We start from the raw sequence: 24,997 nt of genomic DNA, 5'->3' as shown, positions 1-24,997 counted from the left end.
ATTCGCTGCGATGCGTTCCCGGGAGCGTTCGCCGAGGAGAGCGGAAGGCTGTCAGCCCTTGTCAGGCGGCCTTCCGCGCGATGTCGACAATCAGTTCGACCTGACGCGTGATCGCGGCCGGCACGGGCGCTTCACCGTTCAGCGCGGCTGCGATCCAGGCAGCCGTGGTCGGCGCGTCGCGACCTTCGGGCAAGTCGACCTCGGGCGCATCCGGCGACGAGCGCTCGGCCGAAACGCGTGTCTCGCAGATGCCGTCATGCAGCCAGTCGATCTGCACCTGGCGGCGTGTGTCGGCGACAGCCTCGCCTTCGGTGCCGCGCGCGAGCAGCGCGCCGCCGACAGCCATGTCCGGATGCGAGACGAACAGCTGGGTCAGGCTCTCGCGATACGGCGGGTGCGTGTAGTTCACGAGCCGCAGGCCCGCCGGCGCGAAGGGTTGAAGAATCTTCACGAGCGTGTGGGTCGAATTGCGCACGCCCATCCGCCGGCGTAGCGATAGAAGCCGCGCCAGCTTCGGCGCGAGTGTTCCGATGGGTGCGAACGCGACCTGCTGGTTTGCGAGGCTCGTTTCGATATCCGCGTGCGTCTGCGCGGGCGCGACGTTCAGATGCGCAAAAATTTCGGCGCTCGTCACGCGGCCCGGATCTTCCGTCACGCCATGCACCAGTACGGGCACGCCTTCGCGTGCGAGCAGCAACGCCAGCAGCGGCACGAGGTTCGGCTGCTTGCGCGCGCCGTTGTAGCTCGGAATCGACACGGCCTGATACGCACCGTGCTTCACGTTGACGGGCGCGAACGAAGCGTGGGCGGCCGCGAGCATCGCGGCCAGCTCGTCGGCGGATTCGCCTTTCACACGGTACGCCAGCAGGATCGCGCCCAGTTCCAGGTCGGAGACGCGGCCGTCGAGCATCGCGCTGTACAGCGCGTGCGTGTCCTCCGGCGTGAGCGCGCGCGCGCCGTTGGGGCCGCGGCCGATTTCCTTGATGAATCGGGCGCAGGGAAAGGGAGTGGTGTCGGTGAGATCGGTCATCGGGCAAATCGGTATGTGGGGGACGGCGGGCAACGACGCTTTGCACGCGCCGCGAGCGCTGCTACGGCGCGCTACGTTTCCTTTCGAGTATCGCACGCCGGGTGTACCTGCAGAATGCGAGCAAATTCATGGCCTGCCATGAACCTTACGGGACGGCTTCAGCGCGCGCCACCTGGCCGTTCGGCCAGGCTACGCGGGAATCGGCGCCGCGTTACACTCAATGCTTCGCCGCGTCGGAGCGGCTCAACAAAAGACGGAGAACGGAATGGGTTACGTGTTTGCGCCAGCGCCGGTGACGGCAGTGCCAGTCGTCGGATCGGACGATCAATTCGCGGTGCGACGCATTTACTGCGTCGGTCGCAATTACGAGGCGCACGCGCGCGAAATGGGCCATGATCCCGATCGCGAACCGCCGTTCTTCTTCGCCAAGCCCGCCGATGCCGTGCTGTATGTCGCTCCCGGAGCAACGGGCGAATTTCCGTATCCCGCGCAGTCGAAGAACGTTCACTTTGAGATGGAACTCGTCGCGGCAATCGGCAAGGCAGGCAAGAACATCTCGGCGGACAACGCGCTTGATCACGTCTACGGCTACGCGCTCGGTCTCGACATGACCCGCCGCGACCTGCAGGCGGAAGCGAAGAAGCTGGGCCGTCCGTGGGACACCGCAAAGGGCTTCGACCATTCGGCGCCGCTCGGCCCGATCCATCCCGTTTCGAAAGTCGGTCAGGTCGGCAAGGGCGCGATCTGGCTGACCGTCAACGGTGAGGAAAAGCAGCGTTCGGACGTGTCGCAACTGATCTGGTCCGTCGCCGAGACAATCGCTTATCTGTCGACGCTGTTTGAACTGCAACCGGGCGACCTGATTTTCACGGGCACGCCGGAAGGTGTCGGCGCGGTCGTTCAGGGCGATCTGATGAAGGGTGGCGTGGACGGGCTGGGCGAGTTCAGCGTGCGCGTTGTCTGATATCGCCAGCGCCATTCAGGGGGAGTACAAGACAATGAAGCTGTACAGTTATTTTCGCAGTTCAGCGTCGTATCGCGTGCGGATCGCGCTGAACCTGAAGAACCTGCCTTACGAGTACCTGCCCGTGCACCTGTTGCGCGACGGCGGCGAGCAGTTCAAGCCCGAATACCGCAAGCTCAATCACGATGCCATCGTTCCCACGCTGGTGGACGGCGACCAGGTGATCACGCAGTCGCTCGCGATCATCGAGTATCTCGAAGAGACGCATCCCGAGCCGCCGCTGCTGCCGTCGAAGCCCGTCGATCGTGCGTATGTCCGCTCGATCGTTCAGCAGCTCGCGTGCGAGATTCATCCGTTGAACAATCTGCGCGTGCTGAAGTATCTGAAGCGCACCGTGGGCGTGAACGACGAGGTAAAGGACGCGTGGTATCTCCATTGGATCAGCTCGGGCTTTGCCGCGCTCGAAGAATATCTCGTCGCGGATGGCCGCGCGGGCAAGCTGTGCTTCGGCGATACGCCCACCATCGCCGATATCTGCCTCGTGCCGCAGGTGTTCAACGCGAACCGCTTCAATGTCGATATGAGTCCGTATCCGACCATCCGGCGCATCTGCGAGCACGCGAACACACTCGACGGGTTCGCGCGCGCGGAACCCGGCGTGCAGCCTGATGCCGAGTGAAGCGCTGAAGCAATGAAAAAAGGGCGTCATGCGGATGCATGACGCCCTTTTTATTTCACCCGCTGTCAGCCCTAAAAGGGCAAGACATCAACCCAGCAACGCATCCGAAAACTCTTCGGCGCTGAACGGCTGCAAATCTTCGACCTTCTCGCCTACGCCGATAAAGTACACAGGCACGGGACGTTGCCGCGCGATCGCCGCGAGAATGCCACCCTTCGCCGTGCCGTCGAGCTTCGTCACGATCAGGCCAGTCAGGCCGAGCGCATCGTCGAAAGCCTTCACTTGCGCGAGCGCGTTCTGACCAGTGTTGGCATCGATCACGAGCAGCACTTCATGCGGCGCGCCGTCCATCGCCTTGCCGACCACGCGCTTCACCTTGCGCAGTTCTTCCATCAGATGAAGCTGCGTCGGCAGACGGCCGGCCGTGTCCGCCATCACCACGTTGATCTTGCGGGCGCGCGCGGCACCGACGGCGTCGAAAATCACCGCGGCGGGGTCGCCGCTTTCCTGCTGCACGACCGTCACGTTGTTGCGCTGGCCCCAGATCGCGAGCTGTTCGCGCGCGGCGGCGCGGAACGTGTCGCCCGCAGCCAGCAGCACCGACTGGTTGAAGTGCTGCATATGCTTCGCGAGCTTGCCGATGCTGGTGGTTTTGCCCGCGCCGTTGACGCCCGCGATCATCATCACGGTCGGCTGGTAGTGGCCGAGCGTCAGCGACTTTTCCAGCGGTTTCAGCAGATCGACCAGCAGCGTGCGCAGCGCGCCCTTGACCTGCTGCGGATCGGTGAGTCGCTCGGCGCGCACTTTCTCGCGCAGTGCTTCGAGCAGAAACTCGGTCGCGTCGACGCCCGCGTCGGACATCAGCAGCGCCGTTTCCAGTTCTTCGTACAGGTCTTCGTCGATCTTCGCGCCGACGAAGATGCCCGTGATGCTCGAACTGGTTTTCGACAGGCCGCTGCGAAGGCGCGTCAGCCACGAACGCTTTTCGGCTGCTTCGGGCACCGGCGGCGGGATGATTTCGGCGGCTTCGTCGTCCGCATCTTCGAAGTCGGCGGCGTCAGGGACGTAATTGGGATCGAATTCAGGCGCATCGGCCGAGTCAGGGACGGCTTGCGAGCGCGCGGCGGCGGGTGCTTCCGGCTCAGCCACGTCCTGCATGTCGACGTCGGCGCCGGAATCGGCCTGCGGCGCTTCAGGCGTGTCGTCGGGCGCCTTGGAACCCTTGAATCGTTTGAAAAAGCTGAACATGGTCTGGACTGGAGTGAGATTGCGCCGGATTCCTGCTTTGGCCCGGCAACGCGTGGCGACGAACGGCGGCGAGCCACGCGACAGTTCGGCGGCGTCCGCATGGCAGCGAATGATGCGAAGCGCTGGAAGCCGCACATTTTATCAGGCGCGTCAGGCGGCGTCGTGAGCGCCGGCACGAGTACACAGCCGTAGTGAACTTTGGCGAAGGCGGCTGCGCGCGTGTGGTAACGTTGGCGCTCCGGCCCCCCGATCGATGTATTTATCGACGATCGGCGGGCGCACGCTCAATACACGAATCGCATGTCCCGTACTTCCCCTTCACGCGCGAAGCCCGCTGCAAAAACCGGCGCAAAAAGCGCGCCTTCCGGCCGTGGCCAACCGCACACTATCCGCATTATCGGCGGCGACTGGAAGCGTACGCCGCTGCCCGTGATCGATCTCGACGGGCTGCGGCCGACACCCGATCGCGTCCGCGAAACGCTGTTCAACTGGCTCGGCCAGCGGCTCGACGGCCAGCGCTGTCTCGATCTTTTCGCCGGGAGCGGCGCGCTTGGCTTCGAGGCCGCGTCGCGCGGCGCGGCGCGCGTACTGATGGTCGAGCGCAATGCGCGCGCGGCGGCGCAACTGCGGGCGAATCAGGCCAAACTGGCGGCGGGCGCAATCGAAGTTGCCGAAGCCGATGGGTTGCGTCTTGCGGCGAGCCTCGCGCCCGGCTCGTTCGACGTCGTGTTCCTCGATCCGCCGTTCGACGAAGATCTGCTCGACCGCGCCCTCGAACTCGCCACGCCGCTGATCAGCGCGGATGGCTTCCTGTATGTCGAGTCGGGCGAATTGCTCGATGCCGCCGGACATGCGGCGTTGGAAGGCTGGTCCGTGGTACGGCAGGGCAAGGCAGGCGCCGTCCACTATCATTTGCTGCAGCGCGAAAATGAGGAATAATGCGCGTTCCATAACAAGCGCCGGGCGGCTCGCCGTTACGCGCGCGGTATCGTCGTCAGACGAGTCCTGCGGGGCGTGTTCCGGCACGCCTTCTAGTCTGTAGAGAGGAGAAATCCCATGGTTGTCGCCGTGTATCCGGGTACGTTCGATCCGCTCACGCGCGGTCACGAAGACCTCGTGCGTCGCGCATCGAGCATTTTCGACACGCTGGTGGTGGGGGTAGCGGATAGCCGCAACAAGCGGCCATTCTTTAACCTCGAAGAGCGGCTCGAGATTGCGAACGAAGTGCTCGGCCACTATCCGAACGTTCAGGTGATGAGCTTCAAGGGGCTATTGAAGGATTTCGTCCGCGTCAACAACGCGCGCGTGATCGTGCGCGGGCTACGCGCCGTGTCGGACTTCGAGTACGAGTTTCAGATGGCCGGCATGAACCGCTATCTGCTGCCCGACGTCGAGACCATGTTCATGACGCCGTCGGATCAATATCAGTTCATCTCGGGCACGATCGTCCGCGAAATCGCGCAACTCGGTGGGGACGTGAGCAAGTTCGTGTTCCCGTCCGTCGAAAAGCGGCTGCAGGACAAAGTCGCCGTGCTAGAAGAGGCGCGAGCCGCCGCCAAACCGTGATCCTGGCCACGCCTGACGGCGTGGTACGTACGTTGTCCGCGATAACCGGATGCTCAACGTGGTCTATCCGTCAGGCGTAAAATTGCGGATTACGGAACGTTAGCCGGCATGCAGAGCACGCGTGCCGGCATGAAGTGAGAACAGCATGGCCCTGATGATTACCGACGAGTGTATCAATTGCGACGTTTGCGAGCCCGAGTGCCCGAACGACGCGATTTCGATGGGCCCGGAAATCTATGTGATCGACCCGAAGAAGTGTACCGAATGCGTTGGCCATTTCGATGAGCCGCAATGCGTGCAGGTGTGTCCCGTCGAATGTATTCCGCGCAATCCGGAACATCTGGAGACGCCGGACCAGTTGATGGAGAAGTACAACGGGTTGCAGGCTGCGAAGGGCGACTGATTCATCTGAAGGCGGCGCGCCGTACGTGTCATTCACGGCGCGCCGTTTGTATCGTTGCCGGCGCTTTAGCCGACGTACCCGCCGAGAATATCCTTCAATGCATCCAGCAGCGTGTTGCACTCGGCATCGGTGCCGATCGAGATGCGCAGATGCTGATCAATGCGCGGCAGCTTGAAGTGCCGCACGAAGATTTCCCTTTCCCTGAGCTGCGCGGCCAACGTTGCTGCGTCATAGCCCTCGTGACGCGCGAACACGAAATTCGCCGCCGACGGCACCACTTCGAAGCCCAGCGCCGTCAGTTGCGCCGTCATTCGTTCGCGGCTCGCGATGACCTTTTCGGTGCATTCGCGGAACCACACGTCGTCCTTGTATGCCGCGGTCGCAGCGGCCTGCGCGAGACGGTCTAGCGGATACGAATTGAAGCTGTCCTTCACGCGGTTCAACGCATCGATCAACGCGGCATCGCCGAACGCAAAGCCCACACGCATCCCGGCAAGCGAGCGCGACTTCGACGTCGTATGCACGACGAGAAGATTCGGATACTTGCCGATCAGTGAGATCGCAGATTGCGCGCCGAAGTCCACATACGCCTCGTCGATAACGACGACTGAATTCGGATTCGATGCGACAAGTCGTTCGATATCCGAAAGTGGCAGTGCATGACCCGTTGGCGCGTTGGGATTGGGGAAGAGAACGCCGCCGTTTGGTTGCGTGTAGTCGTCGATGCAGATCTGAAAGGCATCGTCGAGAGGAATGGTCCGGTACGCGACGTCGTAGAGACGCGCGTAGGTCGGATAGAAGCTGTATGTGACGTCCGGAAAGAGAATCGGCTTGTCGTGCTTCAGAAGCGCCTGAAATACAGTGGCGAGCACTTCATCCGAACCGTTGCCGGCAAACACCTGATCCACCTTGAGCCCGTGATGCGCGGCGACAGTCTCGCGCAACACGCGTGCCGTCGGATCGGGATAACGGCGCAGCGACTCGGCGGTATCGCCAAGCTCGTTGCGAATCGCGCTCACGACGGCGGGCGAGGGCGGATACGGGTTCTCGTTGGTGTTCAGCTTCACGGGATGCGCGAGCGCGGGCTGCTCGCCCGGCACGTACGGCGTCAACCGGTGAACGATATCGCTCCAGTAGCGGCTCAAGTTCTGCTCCTCTTTTAGCTGTCGCAACCTGCAGTCAGGGATTGCGATGCAACTGCATCATCGCGCGTTCGAGTTCGCCCTTGACGACGGTCGGCATCACCGCGAGCGCGCGTTCGATCGATTCATCGATGACGTCCTGCTCTTCCCGGCGCGGCGGCTTCAGCACGAAGTTCGCGACGTCGGGCTTCGCGCCCGCGCGTGCGCTTTCGGGAATCAGGTCGCGCGGATGCCCGATGCCGATGCGCAAGCGCCAGTATTGCTGCGTCGACAGATGCGCGGAAATGTCCTTCAGGCCATTGTGCCCGCCGCTTCCGCCGCCGAGCTTCAGCTTCACGGTGCCAGGCGGCAGATCGAGTTCGTCATGCGCGACGAGGATCTGGTCCGGCAGGACCTTGAAGAAATGCGCGAGCGCAACGACCGATTGACCCGAGCGGTTCATGTACGTCTGCGGCTCCAGCAGATGCACTTCCTCGCCATACAGACGCGCTTTCGCATAGAAACCGTGAAAGCGCCGCTCGTCGCGCAACGTCGCGCCGGCTTCACGCGCCAGTTGGTCGACGAGCCAGAAACCGGCGTTGTGACGCGTCGCGGTGTATTCGGCGCCCGGATTGCCGAGCCCGACGATCAGCTTGATCATGTTCGAGTGGGCCACGCGGCATGCCGCGCAACCTGAAAAAAACGAAAAAAAACCCGCCGGGGCGAACCGCGGCGGGTTACGTCGACCGTTCCATTGAAACGGATCGAGAGGATAGCGGTCTTATTCGGCAGCCGGCTTTTCGCCTTCAGCCGACGCTTCTTCCGACTGGGCACCAGCAGGAACCGGCGCCGAAACGATCACCGGGTTTTCTGCGACGAGGTGCGAAACCAGTGCGACGCCAGCCGGCAGAACGATGTCCGTTGCGTGCAGCGATTGACCCGCTTCGATCTTCACCAGATCGACTTCGATGAATTCCGGCAGAGCGGCCGGCAGGCATTCGATTTCGATTTCGTTGATGACGTGCGAGATGATCGCGCCACCCGTCTTCACAGCCGGGTTGGTTTCCTGATTCATGAAGTGGAGCGGCACCTTCGTGTGCAGCTTCTTCTTCGCGTCGACGCGCTGGAAGTCCACGTGCAGGATGATCTGACGGAAGGGGTGGTATTGCACGTCGCGCAGCAGAACCTGTTGCGACTTGCCTGCCACTTCCAGTTCGAGGATCGACGAGTGGAATGCTTCTTTCTTCAGAGCGTGCCACAGCGCGTTGTGATCGAGTTCGATCAGTTGCGGTTCGCCAGCGCCGTACACGATGCCCGGGGCCTTGCCCGAGTTACGCAGGCGGCGGCTCGCACCCGTACCTTGCAAATTACGCTCGAAAGCGACTACTTTCATTTGAATCTCCATTATCTGCCCGCGACCAGGCAGTAAAACGGGCCTTGTTGAAGACCCCAGACAAACCGGCATGAACCTTCGTTCGTTCACGCCGAATGCAAAAGCGCCGCATTCATCATGCGGCGCCTTCGCGAATACTTTAGCCTTCCGCGAACAGCGACATCACCGAGTCGCCGCGTCGGATACGCGAGAACGTTTCAGCTAGCAGACCGGCGCTCGTCAGCGAGCGGATCTTCGTGCATGAGCGGGCTTCTTCGCTGAGCGGGATCGTGTCGGTGACGACGAGTTCGTCGAGTGCCGATGCCGCGATGCGCGGACCAGCGCCACCCGACAGAACCGGGTGAGTCGCGTAAGCGAACACCTTCGTTGCGCCGCGTTCTTTCAGCACTTGCGCTGCCTTGCAGAGCGTACCGGCCGTGTCGACCATGTCGTCCATGATCACGCAGGTGCGGCCGTCGACTTCACCGATGATGTTCATCACTTCGGCGACGTTCGCCTTCGGGCGACGCTTGTCGATGATGGCGAGATCGCAGTTCAGCTGCTTGGCCAGCGCACGGGCGCGAACCACACCGCCGACGTCCGGTGACACGACCAGCAGGTTCTCGTGATTCTGCTTGCGCAGATCGCCGAGCAGAACGGGCGTAGCGTAGATGTTGTCGACGGGAATGTCGAAGAAACCTTGAATCTGGTCAGCGTGCAGATCCATCGTGATGATCCGCTCGACGCCAGCGATTTCCAGCATGTTCGCCACGACCTTCGCCGAGATGGCAACGCGCGCCGAACGCGGGCGTCGATCCTGACGGGCATAGCCGAAGTAGGGGATGGCTGCAGTGATCCGGCCAGCGGATGCGCGCTTGAGCGCATCGACCATGATCATCAGTTCCATCAGATTGTCGTTGGTCGGCGCGCAGGTGGACTGGAGGACGAAGACGTCCTTGCCACGTACGTTTTCCTGAATCTCGACCTGGATCTCACCGTCGGAGAAACGGGAGACCATTGCTTTGCCGAGGGGAATACCGAGGATCTTGACGACTTCCTGTGCAAGCGCTGGATTTGCGTTGCCAGTAAAAACCATCAGGCCGTCATGGCTGCTCATCATGCACCTGCTTCAGGCTGTGGGAGGCGAGGAACTGCGAGAATTTTTGGCAGGGGAGGAAGGACTCGAACCCTCGAATGCCGGAATCAAAATCCGGTGCCTTAACCAACTTGGCGACTCCCCTACACTAACTTTGAGCTTCACTGAACGTGTAGGCCGTTCAGTGCCGCGAAACTTATGCCGCGAAAGCAAAGAGTGGATGCGTATCCAGACTTGCCGTTACTGCGCTGTTCCATTCGACTGGCAGTTTGGCTTGCGCCGCGACTGCTTGATCTCTACTACGGAACGCTGCAAAAACGCTTGCGCCTGATCCCGTCATCCGCGCCGGCGCGATGTTATCAAACCATCTAAGCACCTGCGCAACTTCCGCGTATTTTCCCACGACAACTTGCTGCATGTCATTCCGGCCGAAGCTATCAGGCCATTCTGCGCTGCAACTTTGCTGTGCAAGAAAGTCCGTAATTATGAGAGCCTTTGTATCTCTTGTCAACGCTTTTTCTGAAAAAATTGCTGACGTTGGAACGTGAACCCTCGGTGTCACCACCAGAAAGTGGCGCGGCGGCAATTGTACATGCTCGAGTGCTTCGCCGACACCCTCTGCGAATGCATTTTTTCCAAAAACAAAAAATGGCACGTCTGCGCCGAGCTTCAATGCGAGCGCTTGCAACTCCGCGCGCGGCAGATCGAGCTTCCACAGACGGTTCAGCGCAAGCAGCGTCGTCGCGGCATCCGAGCTGCCGCCGCCAAGGCCCGCGCCCATCGGCAGTACTTTGTCGATCTCGATGTTCACGCCCAGGCGCGTGCCTGTGTGTTCCTTCAGCAGCTTCGCCGCGCGAACGGTGAGGTCGGTCTCGGCGGGAACGTCGGCGATGTCGGTGCCGCGCGTGATCGCGCCGTCGTCGCGACGCGTGAAGTGCAGCGTGTCGCCCCAGTCGAGCAACTGGAATACCGTCTGCAGTGCGTGATATCCGTTCGGCAGACGGCCGGTGATATGCAGGAAGAGGTTCAGCTTCGCTGGAGCGAGGCAGTCGCGCAGCGAGTCGTTCGTTTCGATCATGAGTCTTTGCAAGGCGCGCGTGCGGGTTACTGGTCGAGCACGAGCTTGATGTCGAGCGGTGGTTCGGTGCGCGCGAGATTCACGCGCTTCACGCCGGTTGCAGGCGCATCGGCATAGGCGATGTAGTCGATCGTCCAGCCGTCCTGTTGAATCTCCTTCAGACGCGTATCCTGCTGTGGATCTTTCTCGGTCTTCGCCTTCGATGTCGGCGCAACCGACGGCTGCAGCCAATAGCGCAGCCCTTCGACAGGCAGCGCGAAGCCCAGCGCGTTCTGCATCAGCGTGGAGACGTTATCGGCCGTCAGCGGCTGACGGTTCGGCAGTTCGAGCGTGGCGGCCGATGGCGACGACGTGACGATCGCCATTGTCTGTCCGAGCGGGTTGCGCAGTTGCAGCGTCACGGTGTCGCCGCGTTCCTGCCAGTCGAAATTGCCATACGCATTGCGCTGCTGCCCGTTCTGGTCGACGTACTGAACTGCAAAGCGGCCGTGATACGCGCGGGTGGTCTGCGCGGTGACGGCCGTTGCTGCATTCGACGTGGACGGACCTTGCGGCTGTACGGACGCGCAGCCCGACAAGGCGACGATGGCTGCGGCTGCGAGACCCAGCGCCGCGCGGCGCGGCGCTGGAAAGGAAAACACAGGAAAAGAAAAGTGCATCAGAGATCGTTCACCTGAAAACGTTTGAGCGTTTTGACGAGCGTATCGTTGTCGGGTTCGAGCTTGCGGGCATCGCGCCATGCCGCGCGCGCCTGGTCCTGGTCGCCGCTCTTCCACAGCACTTCGCCGAGATGCGCGCCGATTTCGGCGTTCGGTTGCAGATCGTAGGCCTTGCGCAGCACCTTGATCGCATCGTTGGTATCGCCGAGCCGGTACTTGACCCAACCGACGCTGTCCATGATGAACGCATCGTTCGGCGACAACGCCAGCGCCTTCTCGACCAGCTTGTCCGCTTCCTGCAGACGCTGGTTGCGGTCCGCGAGCGAATAGCCGAGCGCGTTGTACGCCTGCGCGTTGTCTGGTTGCGTACGCATCAGCTTGCGCAACTGCGTTTCCATCACGTCGAAATGGCCGTTCTTTTCCGCAGCCATCGCGTAGTCGTACGTGAGATCGGGGTCGTCGGGGAAATCGGTGGTGGCCTGGGCAAGACGCGCTTCGGCCTCCGGGTAGCGCTTCGCGTCGAACAGGATCGCGGCGTCGGTGCGTGCGATCAGCGCCTGCTCATGCGGGTCCTGCGTGCGAATGCCGGCGAGCAGCTTGCGCGCGTCATCGGATTTGCCGTCTCTTTGCAGCAATTGCGCGCGCGTGATCTGCGCGGGAATGTACTGCGTGCTCGTGGCGGGAATCTTATCCAGCCAGCGGTTCGCGCCTGCCGTATCTTTCTGTTCCAGCGACAACTGCGCGAGATAGATATACGCCTGCCCCGGATCGGCGCCCGGCGTCTTCTCGGCCTTTTGCGCATATTGCTGCAGATAGTTCTGCGCTTCCGGCAAGTTCTTCTGCTGGATCTTGATGAGCGCGAGCGCCATCAACGGCGTCAGATCGTTCGGGTTGTCCTTCTGCATGAACTCGAACTGCTTCTGCGCGTCGTCGAGGCGGTCGCTGGCCAGATACATTTGCGCGAGCGCAAGCCGAGCCTCGTGCGACTTCGGATTCGCCTGCACGTACTTCTCGATCGACGCGATGCCTTCCTTGCGCTCTTCCGGTCCCATCTGCGACAGCATCAACGCTGCGGGCAGATAGTCGGGCTTCAGCTTCAGCGCCTGTTCGAGCGATTTGCGCGCGCCGGGTGCATCGTCGGAAATGAGCTGCTGACGCGCGATTGCGAATTGCGCTTCGGGGCGGTTCAGGTCGTTCGCGACCAGATCCTGCAGCACGTGCAGGCCGCCGATACGATTCGGCCCGCGCGAGATCAGCAGTTGCAGCGCGAGAATGCCGTTGCCGCGGTTTTCAGGCGGAATCTTCGCGAGTTCTTTCGCGAGCATCGGCTTCGCGTCGTCAGGCTTGCCCGACAGCACGAGCAGCGACGCATCCAGTTGCGCGGCGCGTTCCGATTGCGGCGCATACTGTTGCCACAATTGCGCAGCCGTCAGCGCATCCGACGGGCTCTGCGCGGCGAGCGCGATTTCCGTCGCGCGCTGCGCCATGCGCGGATCGTGCGTGTCGCGCGCGAGCGAGAGATAGGTTTGATACGCGGGCGCGGGCTGGTTGCGTTGCAGCGCGACTTCCGCCGCGAGCACCTGGAACACGATCTGGCTCGTCAACGCTACGCTGGGCAGATTGGCTTTTTCGTCGGCGGAATCGGGGCCGAAAGCATCTTGCACGGAGACGGTGTTGTCATCCGTATCGGGCGATGGGTCCTGCGCATGCGCGGGCAATGCGCCGAGCGCCCAGACAGCCAGCGCGGCCACACCCAGCAGCCGGCGTGCGGAAACAGCGTGCGGCACGCCATTCGCACCGGTCCGGCGCTTCAAAAACTGCTTAACGATGGACAGGTTCATACATATCCGTTCAATGTTTCAGTCGATTGTAACGCGCTCGCTACAATAAGCGCATAACCGCGGACGCAAGTTGCAGACCAGTCGTGCGCGTCCGCGCCAATAACGGGCTTGCGGCCGCAAAGGCGCGATCCGCCGATTGCAAAATCCTTTATGCGGCTGGCCGCCGGAAGGGCCATTCGCGCGTCATGTTCCTTGTGGATACGTCCGGTATCCACTTCGTTCCATTTTTTGCGCCCGGCCATTCGGACGTCGAGCGCAAGCCCGTTGTTAGCGATAACAGGCCTAAACATGCCAGAGTTACCAGAAGTCGAGGTTACCCGACGCGGAATCGAACCGTACGTGGCCGGACATCGTGTCAAGCGCGTCGAAGTGCGCACGCCAACGCTGCGCTGGCCGATTCCGCCCGGTTTCGCACGTCTGCTGCAGGGCCGGCTGGTCCACAAGGTGGCGCGGCGCGGCAAGTACCTGCTGTTCGAGATCGACGAAGGCTGGTTCATCGTGCATCTCGGCATGACGGGGACGCTCAGGGTCCTGCGCAACGTGCCGCATCCGCCGGCCGCTGCGAAGCACGATCACGTCGACTGGGTTTTCGACGACTTCATTTTGCGCTTCCGCGATCCGCGCCGCTTTGGCGCTGTGTTATGGCACACGCGCTCGGCAGGCGACGTGCTCGAACATCCGCTGCTGGCGGACCTCGGAGTCGAGCCGTTCGCGCCTTCGTTCTCCGGTGCGCTGTTGCATCGAAAGACGCGCGGCCGGAAGATTTCGGTGAAGCAGGCGCTGCTTGCAGGCGACATCGTCGTCGGCGTGGGCAACATTTACGCATCTGAAAGCCTCTTTCGCGCGGGTATCCGGCCGACCACAGCCGCCGGGCGCATCTCGCTGGTACGTTACGGTCTGCTTGCAGACGCCGTGCGCGTCACGCTTGCCGCCGCAATCGAGAAGGGCGGTAGCACGTTGCGCGATTTCGTCGGCAGTAATGGCGAGAGCGGCTACTTCCAGCTCGACTATTTCGTCTATGATCGCGCGGGTCTGCCATGCCGCGTGTGCGGCACGCCGATCAAACAGATCGTGCAGGGGCAACGCTCCACTTACTACTGTCCGACCTGTCAGCGCTGATCCGTTCATGTCCGTTCCCGCTTCCACGACTGTTTTTCCTACGATACCCACGCTGTCCGATTTCTCTGTGCGCCTGATCGCATGGCAGCGCGAACACGGCCGTCACGACCTGCCGTGGCAGAACACGCGCGACCCGTACCGCATCTGGCTGTCCGAAATCATGTTGCAGCAGACCCAGGTGTCGACGGTGATTCCGTACTACGGGCGTTTTCTCGCGCGTTTTCCGGATGTCGCCGCACTCGCCGCCGCGCCCGCCGACGACGTGATGACGCTTTGGGCCGGCCTCGGCTACTACACGCGCGCGCGCAATCTGCATCGCTGCGCGCAGGTCGTCGTCGAGCAGCATGGCGGGCGCTTTCCTGGGAGCGTGGAAGCGCTCGCGGAGTTGCCGGGTATCGGACGATCGACGGCGGCCGCGATTGCATCATTCGCATTCGGCGCCCGTGCGACGATTCTCGACGGCAACGTGAAGCGCGTGCTTGCGCGCGTGTTCGGTGTCGAAGGTTTTCCGGGCGAGAAGAAAGTCGAGAACGGTATGTGGCTGCTGGCGGAATCGCTGCTGCCCGTGAATGCGACCGACGACGACATCAGCGCCTACACGCAGGGTCTGATGGATTTCGGCGCGACGCTGTGTGCGCGCGGCAAGCCGGATTGCGTGCGCTGTCCGTTCGCCGCCGATTGCGTGGCGAATGTGACGGGCCGTCAGCGCGAACTACCGGCGGCGCGCCCGAAGAAAACGGTGCCGACGCGCCGCACGTGGATGCTGCTTCTACGCGACGGTGACACGGTGATGCTCGAAAAGCGCCCGCCGTCTGGCATCTGGGGCGGCTTGTGGAGTCTGCCGGAAGCGGCGGATGAAGCGGCGCTCGCGCAACTCGCGCGCGACTTCGGCGCGACAGCGGATGTGTCGCCGCTCGCGCCGCTCACGCACGTGTTCACGCACTTCAAGCTCGACATCGAGCCGCGCATTGCGGAGTTCGATCATGCGTCGAAAGCCGTGAGCGTTCGCGATGCCGATACGGTATGGATGTCGCTGAACGAACTGGACGCGTATGGCGTGCCCGCGCCCGTGCGCAGGCTGCTCGAAGGCCTGCAGGGTTCGCTGATCTGAACGGCGGCGCTACAGCAGCTGATGCTGCTGCATGTAGTGATGCACGATGTCGATCCGTGCGCCGGCGTCCTGCAGCTCCATCAGCTTTTGCCGTGCCTTCAGGGCGATAGGCAGCACTTCGGACAGGCGGTTCGACACCCAGGTCGGATCGTCGAGCTTGAACGGCTCGAGGAACGGCAGGCTCTCGGCATCGCGCTCGCGGATCGTCGCGATGATGCGCTCCAGCACTTCCGCACACGCGCCGAACTTTTCCATGTAATGGGTGCCTTCGAGCGGCACGTCGCTGCCGATCAACTCGGCCATCCCGACGAGCAGGCCGCCTTGTTCGACACGATGCGACAGCAGCCGGAACCGCGCGGTGCCGCGCGCGCGAATCAGCAGCATGCCGAACTCGTCGACATCGCACACGTCAATTTCCGCGAGGCAACCGACGTGCTCCGGCACGGACGGCTCATCGGGCTGCGCGACTTCCCCGCCGCTTTTCAGCAGACACACGCCGAACGATGTGTTGTCGCGCAGACAGTCGCGCGCCATGTCGAGATAGCGTGCCTCGAAGATCTTCAGCGGCAGCAGTCCATCGGGAAAAAGAACGGTGTGCAAAGGAAACAGCGGCACATCGGCAAGCACGGACGGTGTAGAGGACATGGCGCAACGCTTCGGTTAGGGCCGCCGCTGCGAGCGACGGCCGGTCGGGCCACCATCGGATAACTCAGGCGACCAGTTTCGATGAGTCGTCGACGTTGATCGGCGCATCGCGATGCCGCACTAGCACGTTTGCTTCGCTCGCGAAACGCGCGGCAAGCGTTTCGGCGATGAATACCGAGCGGTGCTGTCCGCCCGTACAACCAATTGCAACGGTGAGATAACTGCGATTGTCGTCGCGGAAATGCGGCAGCCATTTCTGCAGGAACGACTCGATGTCGCCGATCATCTGCTGAACCACGGGCAGTGCATCGAGGAAATCGATGACGGGCTTGTCGAGTCCTGTCAGCGGACGCAGTTCGCGGTCGTAATAGGGATTCGGCAGCGTGCGCACGTCGAACACGAAGTCGGCGTCGAGCGGTACGCCGCGCTTGAAGCCGAACGACTCGAACATCAGCGCGAGGCCCGTGTGCTCTTGCTCGATGAAACGCTTGACCCACGCGCGTAAAACGTTTGCCCGCAAGTTGCTGGTATCGATCTGGTGGCCGAATTCGGCCAGGCCCGCGACGAGTTCGCGCTCGCGCTCGATCGCTTCGGCAAGCGACGTCAGCACGCCGACGTCGGCATCGTGTGCGGGCGAGCCCGACAGCGGATGGCGGCGGCGTGTTTCGGAAAAGCGTTGGATCAGCGCCTGCGTGCTGGCGTTCAGGAACAAAACGCGTACGTCGTGCTGGCCGGCGAGATCGCGGATCATTTGCGGCATGTCGTCGAGCGAGGCGCCCGAGCGCGCGTCGATCGCCACGGCGAGCCGGTCCTGGCCGTCGCCCGCGAGGTACGCGGCGAGATCGGGCAGAAAGCGCGGCGGCAAATTGTCGACGCAGTAGTAGCCCGCGTCTTCGAGCGCGTTCAAAGCGACAGACTTGCCGGAGCCGGAGATACCGGTGATCAGGATAATGCGCATGGAGTCGTGGAATCCGTTGGGTTCATCATAGCATCCGGTGTCACCCGCTGTGCCGCCGCGGCTTCGCGCGCATTGCGTCAGATCAGCTTGCCAGGAAACTGGCTGTCAGGATCTTGCATGGCGAGGCGCTGGCGGTCCATGAAGTCGCGGAGCGTGTCGATGCCGCGCAGTTGCAGGATCGTGTTGCGCACGGCCGCCTCGACCAGCACGGCGAGGTTTCGGCCGGCAGCCACCTGGATCGTGACCTTGCTGATGGGCAGGCCGAGCACGTCGACGGTCTGGCTTTCGAGCGGCAGGCGCTGGAATTCGCCGTCCGGCCGGCGTACCAGCTGGACGATCAGCTTCAGCTTCATTTTCCGGCGCACGGCCGTTTCACCGAAGATCGTCTTGATGTCGAGCAGGCCGAGGCCGCGCACTTCAAGCAGATTCTGCAGCAGCGGCGGGCAGCGTCCTTCGACGAAATCCGGGCCGAGGCGCACGAAGTCGACGGCGTCGTCGGCGACCAGACCGTGGCCGCGCGAGATCAGTTCAAGGCCAAGCTCGCTCTTGCCGAGGCCCGAGTCGCCCGTGAGCAGCACGCCCATGCCGAGAATGTCGAGAAACACGCCGTGCAGCGTTGCACGCGGCGCAAGGATGCGCGACATGTACAGGCGCAGGCTGTCGATCACGGCAGCGGGCGACATTGGCGTCGTGAAGAGCGGCGTCGACGAGCGCGTGCAGCGCAGGACCAGTTCCGGCGGCGCGGCGACGCCGCCCGCGACAACCAGGAACGGCGGCTCGAGCGCGATCAGCTCGGCCATGTGGCGCGAGCGGTCTTCGTCGGATTGACGCTGGTAGTAGTTGGTTTCGGCTTCGCCGAGCACCTGGATCCGGTTCGGGTGGATCAGGTTAAGGTGGCCCACGAGGTCGGCGCTGGACGTTGCAGTCGCAACCGTTTCCGCCGAGAAGCCGCGCTCCCAGCCCTCATGCCCCGTCAGCCAGCTGAGTTTCAGCGCGGCGGCGTTGTCGTCGAAAATGCTTTGGGCGTTGATGCTGGACGTATCCATGAATCCCTGACTCCCTGACCTCGTGTGTGCCGCTAGGGTGCTGCTGGGCTGCTAATGTTCGCCACCTGCTCGCTGCGCTCCGGCTGTTGCCAGTGTTGCGACGCCGTGCATTGAACATGTTCGGCTTGCGGCGACGCCGGCTTGCCGGACTTCGCCGCAAGCCTCGAATCAAACGCGGTGCTCCGGCGCCGTGGCTCCTACGTTTTCAGCCGCGAAATGCCGCCGATACGTCAAGGTTGCCACTGAGTCAGCAGGCGATGCAACGCCTCGCGGTCCTCTTCTGTGTGCAACCGTTCGCGCGCTTCGCGATCCGACAACAGTTGGGCGATCTCCGACAGGATTTCAAGGTGCTGCTGCGTCGCCTGTTCGGGGACCAGCAGGAAGATGAGCAGCGACACGGGCTGGCCGTCCGGCGATTCGAACGGGATCGGATCGGCAAGGCGCACGAACGCGGCAAGCGGCTGCTTGAGGCCCTTGATGCGGCCGTGCGGGATCGCGACGCCTTCGCCGAGCCCCGTTGAACCGAGGCGCTCGCGCGCGAACAGGTTGTCAGTCACTGTGCTGCGGGCGATGCCGTTCTGGTTTTCGAAGATCAGGCCCGCTTGCTCGAATACGCGCTTCTTGCTTGTAACCGCGAGACCGACGACGACGTTTTCGAGGGGAAGATATTTGGCTAAACGATTCATGTTGACAGGCGCAAAGGTCGCCTGGATTCTCCTCGCTGTGGCGATTGAAAAGCGTTCCATGCCTCGCAGCTGCTCATGGCGAATCCAGCGACGCGCGATGAACCCTGCTCTTGAGACCCGCAATGATCCCTTTGTGCAGGGCTCGGGCTGGACAAAGACCCCGAAGGTAACCGATTTATTATAGAACAGGGTTGCTACCGATGGTGCGCCGCGCCATGACTCAAAATTGGCGTGCCCTGCGGATCGTGCGGGACTGCGAACCACGCACATGAAACACCACGCGCCGCAGGCAACATGCGCCTAAACAAAAACCGCCCGATATCGGGCGGTTCGCGGGGCTAAGTAAAAGCCTCTACTGGCTTATTGCGGTGGCACTTCGGGTTGTGCCGCCAGTGGCTGATACTTGATCGCGTCATGTTGATGACCCTGCAGGCGATCCTTGTGACGAATGACTTGCCGGTCCAGCTTGTCGATCATCAGGTCAATCGCGGCGTACAGGTCGCCATCACAGCTTTCGACAAAAATGTCCTTACCCTTCAGATGCAGGTTGATTTCAACCTTTTGCCTCTTTTCCTTTTCCTTGTGGTTGTCGACCGAGAGGACCACACTGCCATCGATCACCTGATCGAAATGTCTTAGCACCCTGTCAAGTTTGGTGATCACGTATTCTCGCAACGCTGGCGTTACATCGAGATGGTGTCCACTGATCTTCAGATTCATAGTGCTTCTCCAAGCTAGTGGCCGCCTGGTCCGCATGAATCGCGCGAGCGCCGGTCGATTCCCTCGATCTGCCACGCCGTCCCCCGTTTGACAGGCTGCTGGCAGGTCGCATCGGCCAGCCTGCTCCGCCAAACAGCGGCGCGGCCGGAAAATACCCGCCACAGGACGTAGCGGGCTAAAGAGACTTGCGCAGATTGACTGCCGGGATCTTCAGTGCTTCGCGGTATTTCGCAACGGTACGGCGAGCGACGACGAAACCCTGTTCCGCCAGCAGTTCGGCAATGCGGCTGTCTGAAAGAGGAGATTTGGTGTCTTCCGCTCCTATCAGTTGCTTGATGAGTGCGCGAATGGCCGTTGAAGAGGCCGCGCCCCCCGTGTCGGTGGATACGTGCGATCCGAAGAAGTACTTAAATTCAAGCGTCCCGAATGGGGTGAGCATGTACTTGCCGGTTGTCACACGTGAGACCGTCGACTCGTGTAAACCCAGCGTATCAGCTATTTCCCGCAAAACCAAGGGGCGCATGGCAATTTCGCCGTGGGCGAAAAAGTTCTTTTGACGCTCCACAATTGCCTGTGCGACACGCAGGATCGTCTCGAACCGCTGCTGGATATTCTTGATCAGCCAACGCGCTTCCTGCAGTTGCTGCCGCAGCGAACCACTGCCCGGATCGCCGCGATTGTTGCGCAGGATATTCGCGTACAGATGGTTGATACGCAGTTTCGGCACGACTTCGGGATTCAGTTCCGCCTGCCATCCCTGTGCCGTTTTGCGCACCATGATGTCGGGCACGACGTAGTCCGCTTCGGCCTTACCGTAGGCCGCGCCGGGGAATGGCTCCAGCGAGCGGATCAGCGCATGCGCTTCGCGCAGATCGTCGTCGCTTGCCTTCAGGTATTTGCGCAGACGCGTGAAGTCGCGCGCGGCGAGCAGTTCCAGATGATGCGCGACGATGTCGAGCGCGAGCGTGCGCGTGGGCGAGGGATCGAGCCGGCACAACTGCAAACGCAGGCATTCGGACGCCGAACGCGCGCCGACACCCGCTGGGTCGAAGCTGTGGAGTAAGGCGAGGGCCGCGTTGAGTTCGTCGGTATCGACTTCCAGTTCTTCGGGGAGATCGGTGAGGATTTCGTCGAAGGTGGCAGTCAGATAGCCGTCGTCGTCGAGTGATTCGATCAGGAACGTGATGAGCGCGCGGTCGCGTGCGCTTGCTCCCGTGACACGAAGTTGAGCAGTCAAGTGATCGCGCAGCGTCGTGGTCGATTCGTGGATTTGCAGCGGCGGCAGATCGTCGTCGTCCGATGCGTTGCCCGAACGGCCGTAGTCGTCGAGATTCCACTGGTTGGCATCCGAGTTCGAGTCCGAACCCATGCCGTTGTATTCGTCGACGCCCTGGGGTTCGCCGTTCTCCTGGCTTTCGCCGGAGGAAGTGGACGACGACGAGGACGGCGGCGAACTCGACATCCCTTCCGGCGAGGTGTTCTGCGACGTCTGCGAGATGACCGTGCCGTCGGCGGCGACGCGCAACGGACTGGCGATCCAGTCGTCTTCCGTTTCGAGCAGCGGATTCTGGGAGATCGCCATCGACACTTCCTGCTGCAGTTCAAGCGTAGACAGCTGCAGCAGTCGGATGGACTGTTGCAGTTGTGGTGTCAGCGCAAGATGCTGCGACAGGCGGAGTTGGAGGCTGGCTTTCATGGCAATGTGTGATTCATTGTAGAGAGTTTGCCACGACCGCGATACCTTGCGACACCCGCAAAAACGCGTGTGCCCCAGATTTTGGCGCGGACGGCCGATTACGCGAGCGATACCCGAGCGATACCGCGCGCGGCAACACTCCAGCGTAGCCCGTCAAAATTACTGAACCCGTGTTTTGAAACGGCCTGGGATCAGGCCGGGAGGGCGCTGCACGCGGCGTCCACGAGCCGCGTGCGCGTATTACATGCGGAAGTGTTCGCCCAGATAGACGCGGCGCACGTTCTCGTTTTCAATGATGTCGCCGGGCGCGCCGGCCGCGAGCACGCTGCCGTCGCTGATGATATATGCGTGATCGCAGATCCCGAGTGTCTCGCGGACGTTGTGATCGGTGATGAGCACGCCGATGTTGCGCTGCTTCAGGAACTTCACGATCTTCTGGATTTCCAGCACCGCGATGGGGTCGACGCCCGCGAACGGTTCGTCGAGCAGAATGAAGCTCGGATTGGTGGCGAGGGCGCGCGCGATCTCAACGCGGCGGCGCTCGCCGCCCGACAGCGACAGCGCGGGGTTCTCCCGCAAGTGCGCGATCTGCAGTTCGTCGAGCAACGCTTCCGTGCGCGACGCGATCGCGTCTTTCGACAGACGCTTGCCGTCCTCGCCGAACTGCAGCTCCAGCACGGCGCGGATGTTTTCCTCGACGGAGAGCTTGCGGAACACGGACGCTTCCTGCGGCAGATACGACAGGCCGAGCGACGCGCGCTTGTGGATGGGCAGAAGGCTGATCGACTTGCCGTCGAGATCGATCTCGCCGGCATCGAGCGGCACGAGGCCGACGATCATGTAGAACGACGTCGTCTTGCCGGCGCCGTTCGGGCCCAGCAGGCCGACCACTTCGCCGCTCTTCACGTCGAGCGAGACGTCCTTGACGACCGTGCGCGAGCCATAGCGCTTCTTCAGATTGCGGACGACGAGCGAACTGCTGGTGCCTGCCGGCTTTCGATGGGGAAGGGCGGGGGCGCTCACGGCTTCGTCGTTCCTTGTCCCTGGAATTGGTTGGTCGGTTGCAGCGTCGCCGACGGCCCGCTGATCGGCTGGGCGCCGCCATTGCGCGGCGACAGCATTGCGCGCACACGGCCGTTCGGATTGCCTGGACCAGCGACGTCCTTGCCTGCCTTCGCCGTGTAGAAGTCGTTCTGGCCGTCGTACGTGATGACGCTGCCGTGTACTTCGTCCATGATCGTGTTCAGGCCTTGCAGGCGGCGCACGGTTGCGCGCGTCGTCAGCGTGGTGAGGTCCTGTTTGCCGTCGTAGTCGATGCGTTCGGCATCGCCGTCGATGTATTCATCGACGCCGTCGCGCTTCTGGCGGAAGTACGCGAGGTTCTTGCCCGTCGACGTGCCCGTTGCATATTGATAGCCCTGCGGGTCCTGCGTCACTTCGACGCGGTCCGCCTTGATCACGATCGTGCCTTTGGTCGCGACCACGTGGCCGGTGAAGATGTTGACCTGCTTGAGGTCGTCATACGTCATGTTGTCCGCTTCGATATTGAGCGGTTTGTCCTTGTCGGCACGTTCGGCGTGCGCAAGCGGCGCAAAACCGGCAAGCGGCAAGGCGATCAACAGTGCCGCAAGCCCGGCGCGGCTCGTGCGATACGCGCGCATGCGGCCGGACTCAAAACGGGGGAACGATTCGTTCATGCAGTCACGCTGGAATTGGATTTACCCGGGTTGCTTCTGGGAACTGCCGGAGTCGACGGGGGCGATGGCGCCACGCACGTTGCCGAATAGCTGGATGACCCGGGTGACATTGTTGTAGTTCATACCGCTGGCCGTCATGATCGACTGGCCGCGCTGAAGTTTAACCGGCTTTTCCGTCTCGATGACATCGTCGTTCACGAGCACGCGGAAATGCGAAGAATCAGCCTGCATTCTCGGGTCGCCGAAACCCGCGTCGCGCACGATGCGCGCGTTGTCGTACAGATCGACGATCGACGCGTCGCCGTTCACCGTGCCGCGGTCGCCCGTTGCCGTGACGACGGGTTTGGCAGGCTGGAATGCGCGGATCGCGGGCATCGTCAGGTTGCTCACTTCGTCGTCTTCATAGTGGATGAGCTTCGACGCGGTGAGCCGGTATTGCGTTGCGCCTGACTGATCGAGTTCGGAAATCGAAAAGTTGTCCGCGAAATAGTCGGGCGTGTGCTGTTTCGGCCTGACCACGCCTTCGTCCTGGCGCGGCAGCGTAGCTTGCAGCAGCCAGTATGTGATGCCGGCGAGCGCCGCCATCGCGACAAGCGGGATCAGCGAGGTCCAGCGAAACTGGTTCATCCGACGAGGCCCCGCTGCACCGCGCCGCTGCATGCGGCTGCGAGCAGCGCGTCATAGCGCCCTTGCGCGCGCAACAGCGCGTCGCACACTTCACGCACCGCGCCATGGCCGCCGCGCGCTTCGCTGACCCAATGCGCACGGGCGATCACTTCGGGATGCGAGTTTGCCGGTGCGGCCGCGAAGCCGACTTTCAGCATCACGGCGAGATCGACCCAGTCGTCGCCCATGTAGCCGCATTCTTCGGGTGTGCGGCCCGTTTCCTTCAGCAGTTGCTCAAATGCCGCGAGCTTGTGCTCGACGCCCTGATACACATGCGTGATGCGCAGATTCTCTGCGCGCTTCTCGACGATGCCCGACTTGCGCCCCGTGATGATCGCCGTGTCGATGCCTGCCTCGCGCAGCAGCTTGGCGCCGTGACCGTCCATCGAGTTGAACGCCTTCATCGTGTCGCCTTCGGCCGTAAACAGCAGGCTGCCGTCGGTGAGGACGCCATCGACGTCGAATATCATCAGCTTCACGCGGCTTGCGCGTTCGGCTGCGGTCAGGGCGGGGGCCATCAGATCACCTTCTTCGAAAACAGATCGTGCATGTTGAGCGCGCCGATCAGCTTGCCTGCTTCATCGACGACTAGCATCTGATTGATCCGGTGGCGCTCCATCAGTTCCACGGCTTCGACAGCGAGCCGGTCGGGACCGATCGTGCGCGGGCCGTGTGTCATCACGGAATCGATCGACAGTGCGCGGAAATCGCCGTCGCGCTCGAGCACGCGGCGCAGGTCGCCATCGGTGAAGATGCCCTTGACCCGCTCGTTTTCATCGACGATGGCCGTCATGCCCATGCGTTTGGCCGTAAGCTGGAACAGCGCGTCGCGGACGGTCGCGTCCGAAAGAACCTTCGGCACCTGGTCGCCCGTGCGCATCACGTCGCGCACATAAGTGAGCAGACGCCGGCCAAGCGCGCCGCCGGGATGCGAGCGCGCGAAATCGTCGGCACCGAAGCCGCGCGCTTCGAGCACGGCGACCGCGAGCGCGTCGCCGAGTGCGAGCGCGGCCGTGGTGCTGGCCGTCGGCGCGAGATTCATCGGACACGCTTCCTTTTCGACGCCGCAATATAGATGCACGTCGGCGATCCTGGCGAGGCTCGAACCGGGGCGGCCCGTCATCGCGATCATCTTCGCGCCGAGGCGCTTGACGAGCGGCAGGATCGCAACCAGTTCTTCCGATTCACCGGAATTCGACATGCCGATGAATACGTCGTCGGCCGTCACCATGCCGAGGTCGCCGTGGCTGGCTTCCGCGGGATGCACGAAAAACGCGGGCGTGCCCGTGCTCGCGAGCGTCGCTGCGAGCTTGCGCGCGATATGACCAGATTTGCCGATGCCGGAGACGACCACACGCCCACGGCAGCCGAGAATGAAGTCGATTGCTTCGAGGAACGCGTCATCGAGATGATCGCGAAGGGAGCGCACGGCGTCCGCTTCGATGTCCAGCACGTCGCGAGCGAGCGCAAGTGCCCGGTCGCCATTGATTTTCGCTATCATCCGGAGAGTATAGCAAAGGCGCTTGTTCGCCGCGCCGGGAACGACCTTTCCGGACATTGCCTTCACGGGCCCCTGAACCTTGCTGCGCGGGCGTT

General features: G+C 62.4%; 28 protein-coding genes and 1 tRNA gene. 7 read left to right on the top strand and 22 right to left on the bottom strand.

Going from position 1 to position 24,997, the window contains the following annotated elements:
* Positions 1-61: 61 nt before the first annotated feature.
* Positions 62-1,030, bottom strand: coding sequence for a DNA-binding protein YbiB (ybiB, locus tag BLT65_RS11420; protein ID WP_091777808.1), 969 nt, complete (start codon positions 1,028-1,030; stop codon positions 62-64).
* Between the two features lie 265 nt (positions 1,031-1,295).
* Between ybiB and BLT65_RS11415 the strand changes: the two genes are divergently transcribed.
* Together BLT65_RS11415 and maiA are read left to right on the top strand one after the other, a co-directional pair.
* Entirely contained in the window at positions 1,296-1,994 is a 699-nt protein-coding gene (locus BLT65_RS11415; protein ID WP_042306363.1) for a fumarylacetoacetate hydrolase family protein, read from the top strand.
* 34 nt (positions 1,995-2,028) lie between these two features.
* Entirely contained in the window at positions 2,029-2,673 is a 645-nt protein-coding gene (gene maiA / locus BLT65_RS11410) for a maleylacetoacetate isomerase (RefSeq protein WP_091777806.1), read from the top strand.
* A gap of 87 nt (positions 2,674-2,760) precedes the next feature.
* Here maiA and ftsY read toward each other — a convergent pair whose 3' ends face one another.
* Entirely contained in the window at positions 2,761-3,921 is a 1,161-nt protein-coding gene (gene ftsY, locus BLT65_RS11405; protein WP_091777804.1) for a signal recognition particle-docking protein FtsY, read from the bottom strand.
* 300 nt (positions 3,922-4,221) lie between these two features.
* Between ftsY and rsmD the strand changes: the two genes are divergently transcribed.
* From rsmD to BLT65_RS11390, 3 genes are all read left to right on the top strand, one after another.
* Positions 4,222-4,860, top strand: a complete 639-nt coding sequence (gene rsmD, locus BLT65_RS11400; protein WP_091777801.1) for a 16S rRNA (guanine(966)-N(2))-methyltransferase RsmD — start codon at positions 4,222-4,224, stop codon at positions 4,858-4,860.
* A gap of 117 nt (positions 4,861-4,977) precedes the next feature.
* Positions 4,978-5,487: a pantetheine-phosphate adenylyltransferase gene (coaD, locus tag BLT65_RS11395; protein ID WP_007579686.1), complete on the top strand. Its 510-nt coding sequence runs from the start codon at positions 4,978-4,980 to the stop codon at positions 5,485-5,487.
* Positions 5,488-5,632: 145 nt separating this feature from the next.
* The gene (locus BLT65_RS11390; RefSeq protein ID WP_042306319.1) at positions 5,633-5,890 is read left to right on the top strand and encodes a YfhL family 4Fe-4S dicluster ferredoxin; all 258 of its coding nucleotides are present in this window, start codon (positions 5,633-5,635) and stop codon (positions 5,888-5,890) included.
* A 65-nt stretch (positions 5,891-5,955) separates the two neighbouring features.
* Here BLT65_RS11390 and hisC read toward each other — a convergent pair whose 3' ends face one another.
* The 9 genes from hisC to BLT65_RS46420 form a co-directional block, all read right to left on the bottom strand.
* Complete coding sequence (gene hisC, locus BLT65_RS11385; RefSeq protein WP_091777799.1) at positions 5,956-7,035, bottom strand: histidinol-phosphate transaminase; 1,080 nt, start codon at positions 7,033-7,035, stop codon at positions 5,956-5,958.
* 34 nt (positions 7,036-7,069) lie between these two features.
* Entirely contained in the window at positions 7,070-7,672 is a 603-nt protein-coding gene (gene pth / locus BLT65_RS11380; RefSeq protein WP_007579689.1) for an aminoacyl-tRNA hydrolase, read from the bottom strand.
* Between the two features lie 120 nt (positions 7,673-7,792).
* Entirely contained in the window at positions 7,793-8,404 is a 612-nt protein-coding gene (locus tag BLT65_RS11375; protein ID WP_042306317.1) for a 50S ribosomal protein L25/general stress protein Ctc, read from the bottom strand.
* Positions 8,405-8,543: 139 nt separating this feature from the next.
* A complete protein-coding gene (locus BLT65_RS11370; RefSeq protein ID WP_007579691.1) occupies positions 8,544-9,500 on the bottom strand; it encodes a ribose-phosphate pyrophosphokinase in 957 nt (318 codons plus the stop codon).
* Between the two features lie 47 nt (positions 9,501-9,547).
* A tRNA-Gln gene (locus BLT65_RS11365) sits at positions 9,548-9,624 on the bottom strand.
* Positions 9,625-9,675: 51 nt separating this feature from the next.
* Positions 9,676-10,557: a 4-(cytidine 5'-diphospho)-2-C-methyl-D-erythritol kinase gene (gene ispE / locus BLT65_RS11360; RefSeq protein ID WP_091777797.1), complete on the bottom strand. Its 882-nt coding sequence runs from the start codon at positions 10,555-10,557 to the stop codon at positions 9,676-9,678.
* Positions 10,558-10,583: 26 nt separating this feature from the next.
* Positions 10,584-11,216: a lipoprotein insertase outer membrane protein LolB gene (gene lolB, locus BLT65_RS11355; RefSeq protein WP_091777794.1), complete on the bottom strand. Its 633-nt coding sequence runs from the start codon at positions 11,214-11,216 to the stop codon at positions 10,584-10,586.
* Entirely contained in the window at positions 11,216-13,057 is a 1,842-nt protein-coding gene (locus BLT65_RS11350; protein ID WP_042306314.1) for a tetratricopeptide repeat protein, read from the bottom strand. Before BLT65_RS11350 ends, lolB begins: the two co-directional genes overlap by 1 nt.
* Positions 13,054-13,299 (bottom strand): hypothetical protein, encoded by a 246-nt coding sequence (locus tag BLT65_RS46420; protein ID WP_156132275.1) that lies wholly within the window; start codon positions 13,297-13,299, stop codon positions 13,054-13,056. The genes BLT65_RS11350 and BLT65_RS46420 overlap by 4 nt, the downstream gene beginning before the upstream one ends.
* Before the next feature lie 46 nt (positions 13,300-13,345).
* Here BLT65_RS46420 and mutM point away from each other — a divergent pair, with 46 nt between their 5' ends.
* Together mutM and mutY are read left to right on the top strand one after the other, a co-directional pair.
* Complete coding sequence (gene mutM / locus BLT65_RS11345; protein WP_091777792.1) at positions 13,346-14,176, top strand: bifunctional DNA-formamidopyrimidine glycosylase/DNA-(apurinic or apyrimidinic site) lyase; 831 nt, start codon at positions 13,346-13,348, stop codon at positions 14,174-14,176.
* A gap of 7 nt (positions 14,177-14,183) precedes the next feature.
* Positions 14,184-15,287 (top strand): A/G-specific adenine glycosylase, encoded by a 1,104-nt coding sequence (mutY, locus tag BLT65_RS11340; protein ID WP_091777790.1) that lies wholly within the window; start codon positions 14,184-14,186, stop codon positions 15,285-15,287.
* Positions 15,288-15,296: 9 nt separating this feature from the next.
* Here mutY and BLT65_RS11335 read toward each other — a convergent pair whose 3' ends face one another.
* The 11 genes from BLT65_RS11335 to kdsD form a co-directional block, all read right to left on the bottom strand.
* Complete coding sequence (locus BLT65_RS11335; RefSeq protein WP_042306311.1) at positions 15,297-15,932, bottom strand: LON peptidase substrate-binding domain-containing protein; 636 nt, start codon at positions 15,930-15,932, stop codon at positions 15,297-15,299.
* Between the two features lie 64 nt (positions 15,933-15,996).
* Entirely contained in the window at positions 15,997-16,890 is an 894-nt protein-coding gene (gene rapZ / locus BLT65_RS11330; RefSeq protein ID WP_091777788.1) for an RNase adapter RapZ, read from the bottom strand.
* Positions 16,891-16,967: 77 nt separating this feature from the next.
* Complete coding sequence (gene hprK / locus BLT65_RS11325; RefSeq protein ID WP_007579699.1) at positions 16,968-17,936, bottom strand: HPr(Ser) kinase/phosphatase; 969 nt, start codon at positions 17,934-17,936, stop codon at positions 16,968-16,970.
* Between the two features lie 230 nt (positions 17,937-18,166).
* Positions 18,167-18,682: a PTS sugar transporter subunit IIA gene (locus tag BLT65_RS11320; protein WP_035538101.1), complete on the bottom strand. Its 516-nt coding sequence runs from the start codon at positions 18,680-18,682 to the stop codon at positions 18,167-18,169.
* A gap of 300 nt (positions 18,683-18,982) precedes the next feature.
* The gene (gene hpf, locus BLT65_RS11315) at positions 18,983-19,342 is read right to left on the bottom strand and encodes a ribosome hibernation-promoting factor, HPF/YfiA family (protein WP_007579701.1); all 360 of its coding nucleotides are present in this window, start codon (positions 19,340-19,342) and stop codon (positions 18,983-18,985) included.
* 175 nt (positions 19,343-19,517) lie between these two features.
* Positions 19,518-21,038 carry an RNA polymerase factor sigma-54 gene (locus BLT65_RS11310; RefSeq protein WP_091777786.1) on the bottom strand — a complete coding sequence of 507 codons (1,521 nt, stop codon included), beginning with the start codon at positions 21,036-21,038 and terminating at the stop codon, positions 19,518-19,520.
* Positions 21,039-21,278: 240 nt separating this feature from the next.
* Positions 21,279-22,061 carry an LPS export ABC transporter ATP-binding protein gene (gene lptB, locus BLT65_RS11305; RefSeq protein ID WP_091777784.1) on the bottom strand — a complete coding sequence of 261 codons (783 nt, stop codon included), beginning with the start codon at positions 22,059-22,061 and terminating at the stop codon, positions 21,279-21,281.
* Complete coding sequence (gene lptA / locus BLT65_RS11300; protein ID WP_091777781.1) at positions 22,058-22,735, bottom strand: lipopolysaccharide transport periplasmic protein LptA; 678 nt, start codon at positions 22,733-22,735, stop codon at positions 22,058-22,060. The genes lptB and lptA overlap by 4 nt, the downstream gene beginning before the upstream one ends.
* 21 nt (positions 22,736-22,756) lie before the next feature.
* Positions 22,757-23,362, bottom strand: coding sequence for an LPS export ABC transporter periplasmic protein LptC (lptC, locus tag BLT65_RS11295; RefSeq protein WP_091777779.1), 606 nt, complete (start codon positions 23,360-23,362; stop codon positions 22,757-22,759).
* The gene (locus tag BLT65_RS11290; RefSeq protein ID WP_091777777.1) at positions 23,359-23,919 is read right to left on the bottom strand and encodes a KdsC family phosphatase; all 561 of its coding nucleotides are present in this window, start codon (positions 23,917-23,919) and stop codon (positions 23,359-23,361) included. The genes lptC and BLT65_RS11290 overlap by 4 nt, the downstream gene beginning before the upstream one ends.
* The gene (gene kdsD / locus BLT65_RS11285) at positions 23,919-24,902 is read right to left on the bottom strand and encodes an arabinose 5-phosphate isomerase KdsD (RefSeq protein ID WP_007579707.1); all 984 of its coding nucleotides are present in this window, start codon (positions 24,900-24,902) and stop codon (positions 23,919-23,921) included. The genes BLT65_RS11290 and kdsD overlap by 1 nt, the downstream gene beginning before the upstream one ends.
* Positions 24,903-24,997: the final 95 nt, after the last annotated feature.

The sequence above is a fragment of the Paraburkholderia steynii genome (genome assembly GCF_900100565.1).
In the GTDB taxonomy this organism is placed as follows: domain Bacteria; phylum Pseudomonadota; class Gammaproteobacteria; order Burkholderiales; family Burkholderiaceae; genus Paraburkholderia; species Paraburkholderia terrae.
Note: the sequence above shows the minus strand (reverse complement) of the source record. Positions and strands in the feature narration are given on the sequence as shown.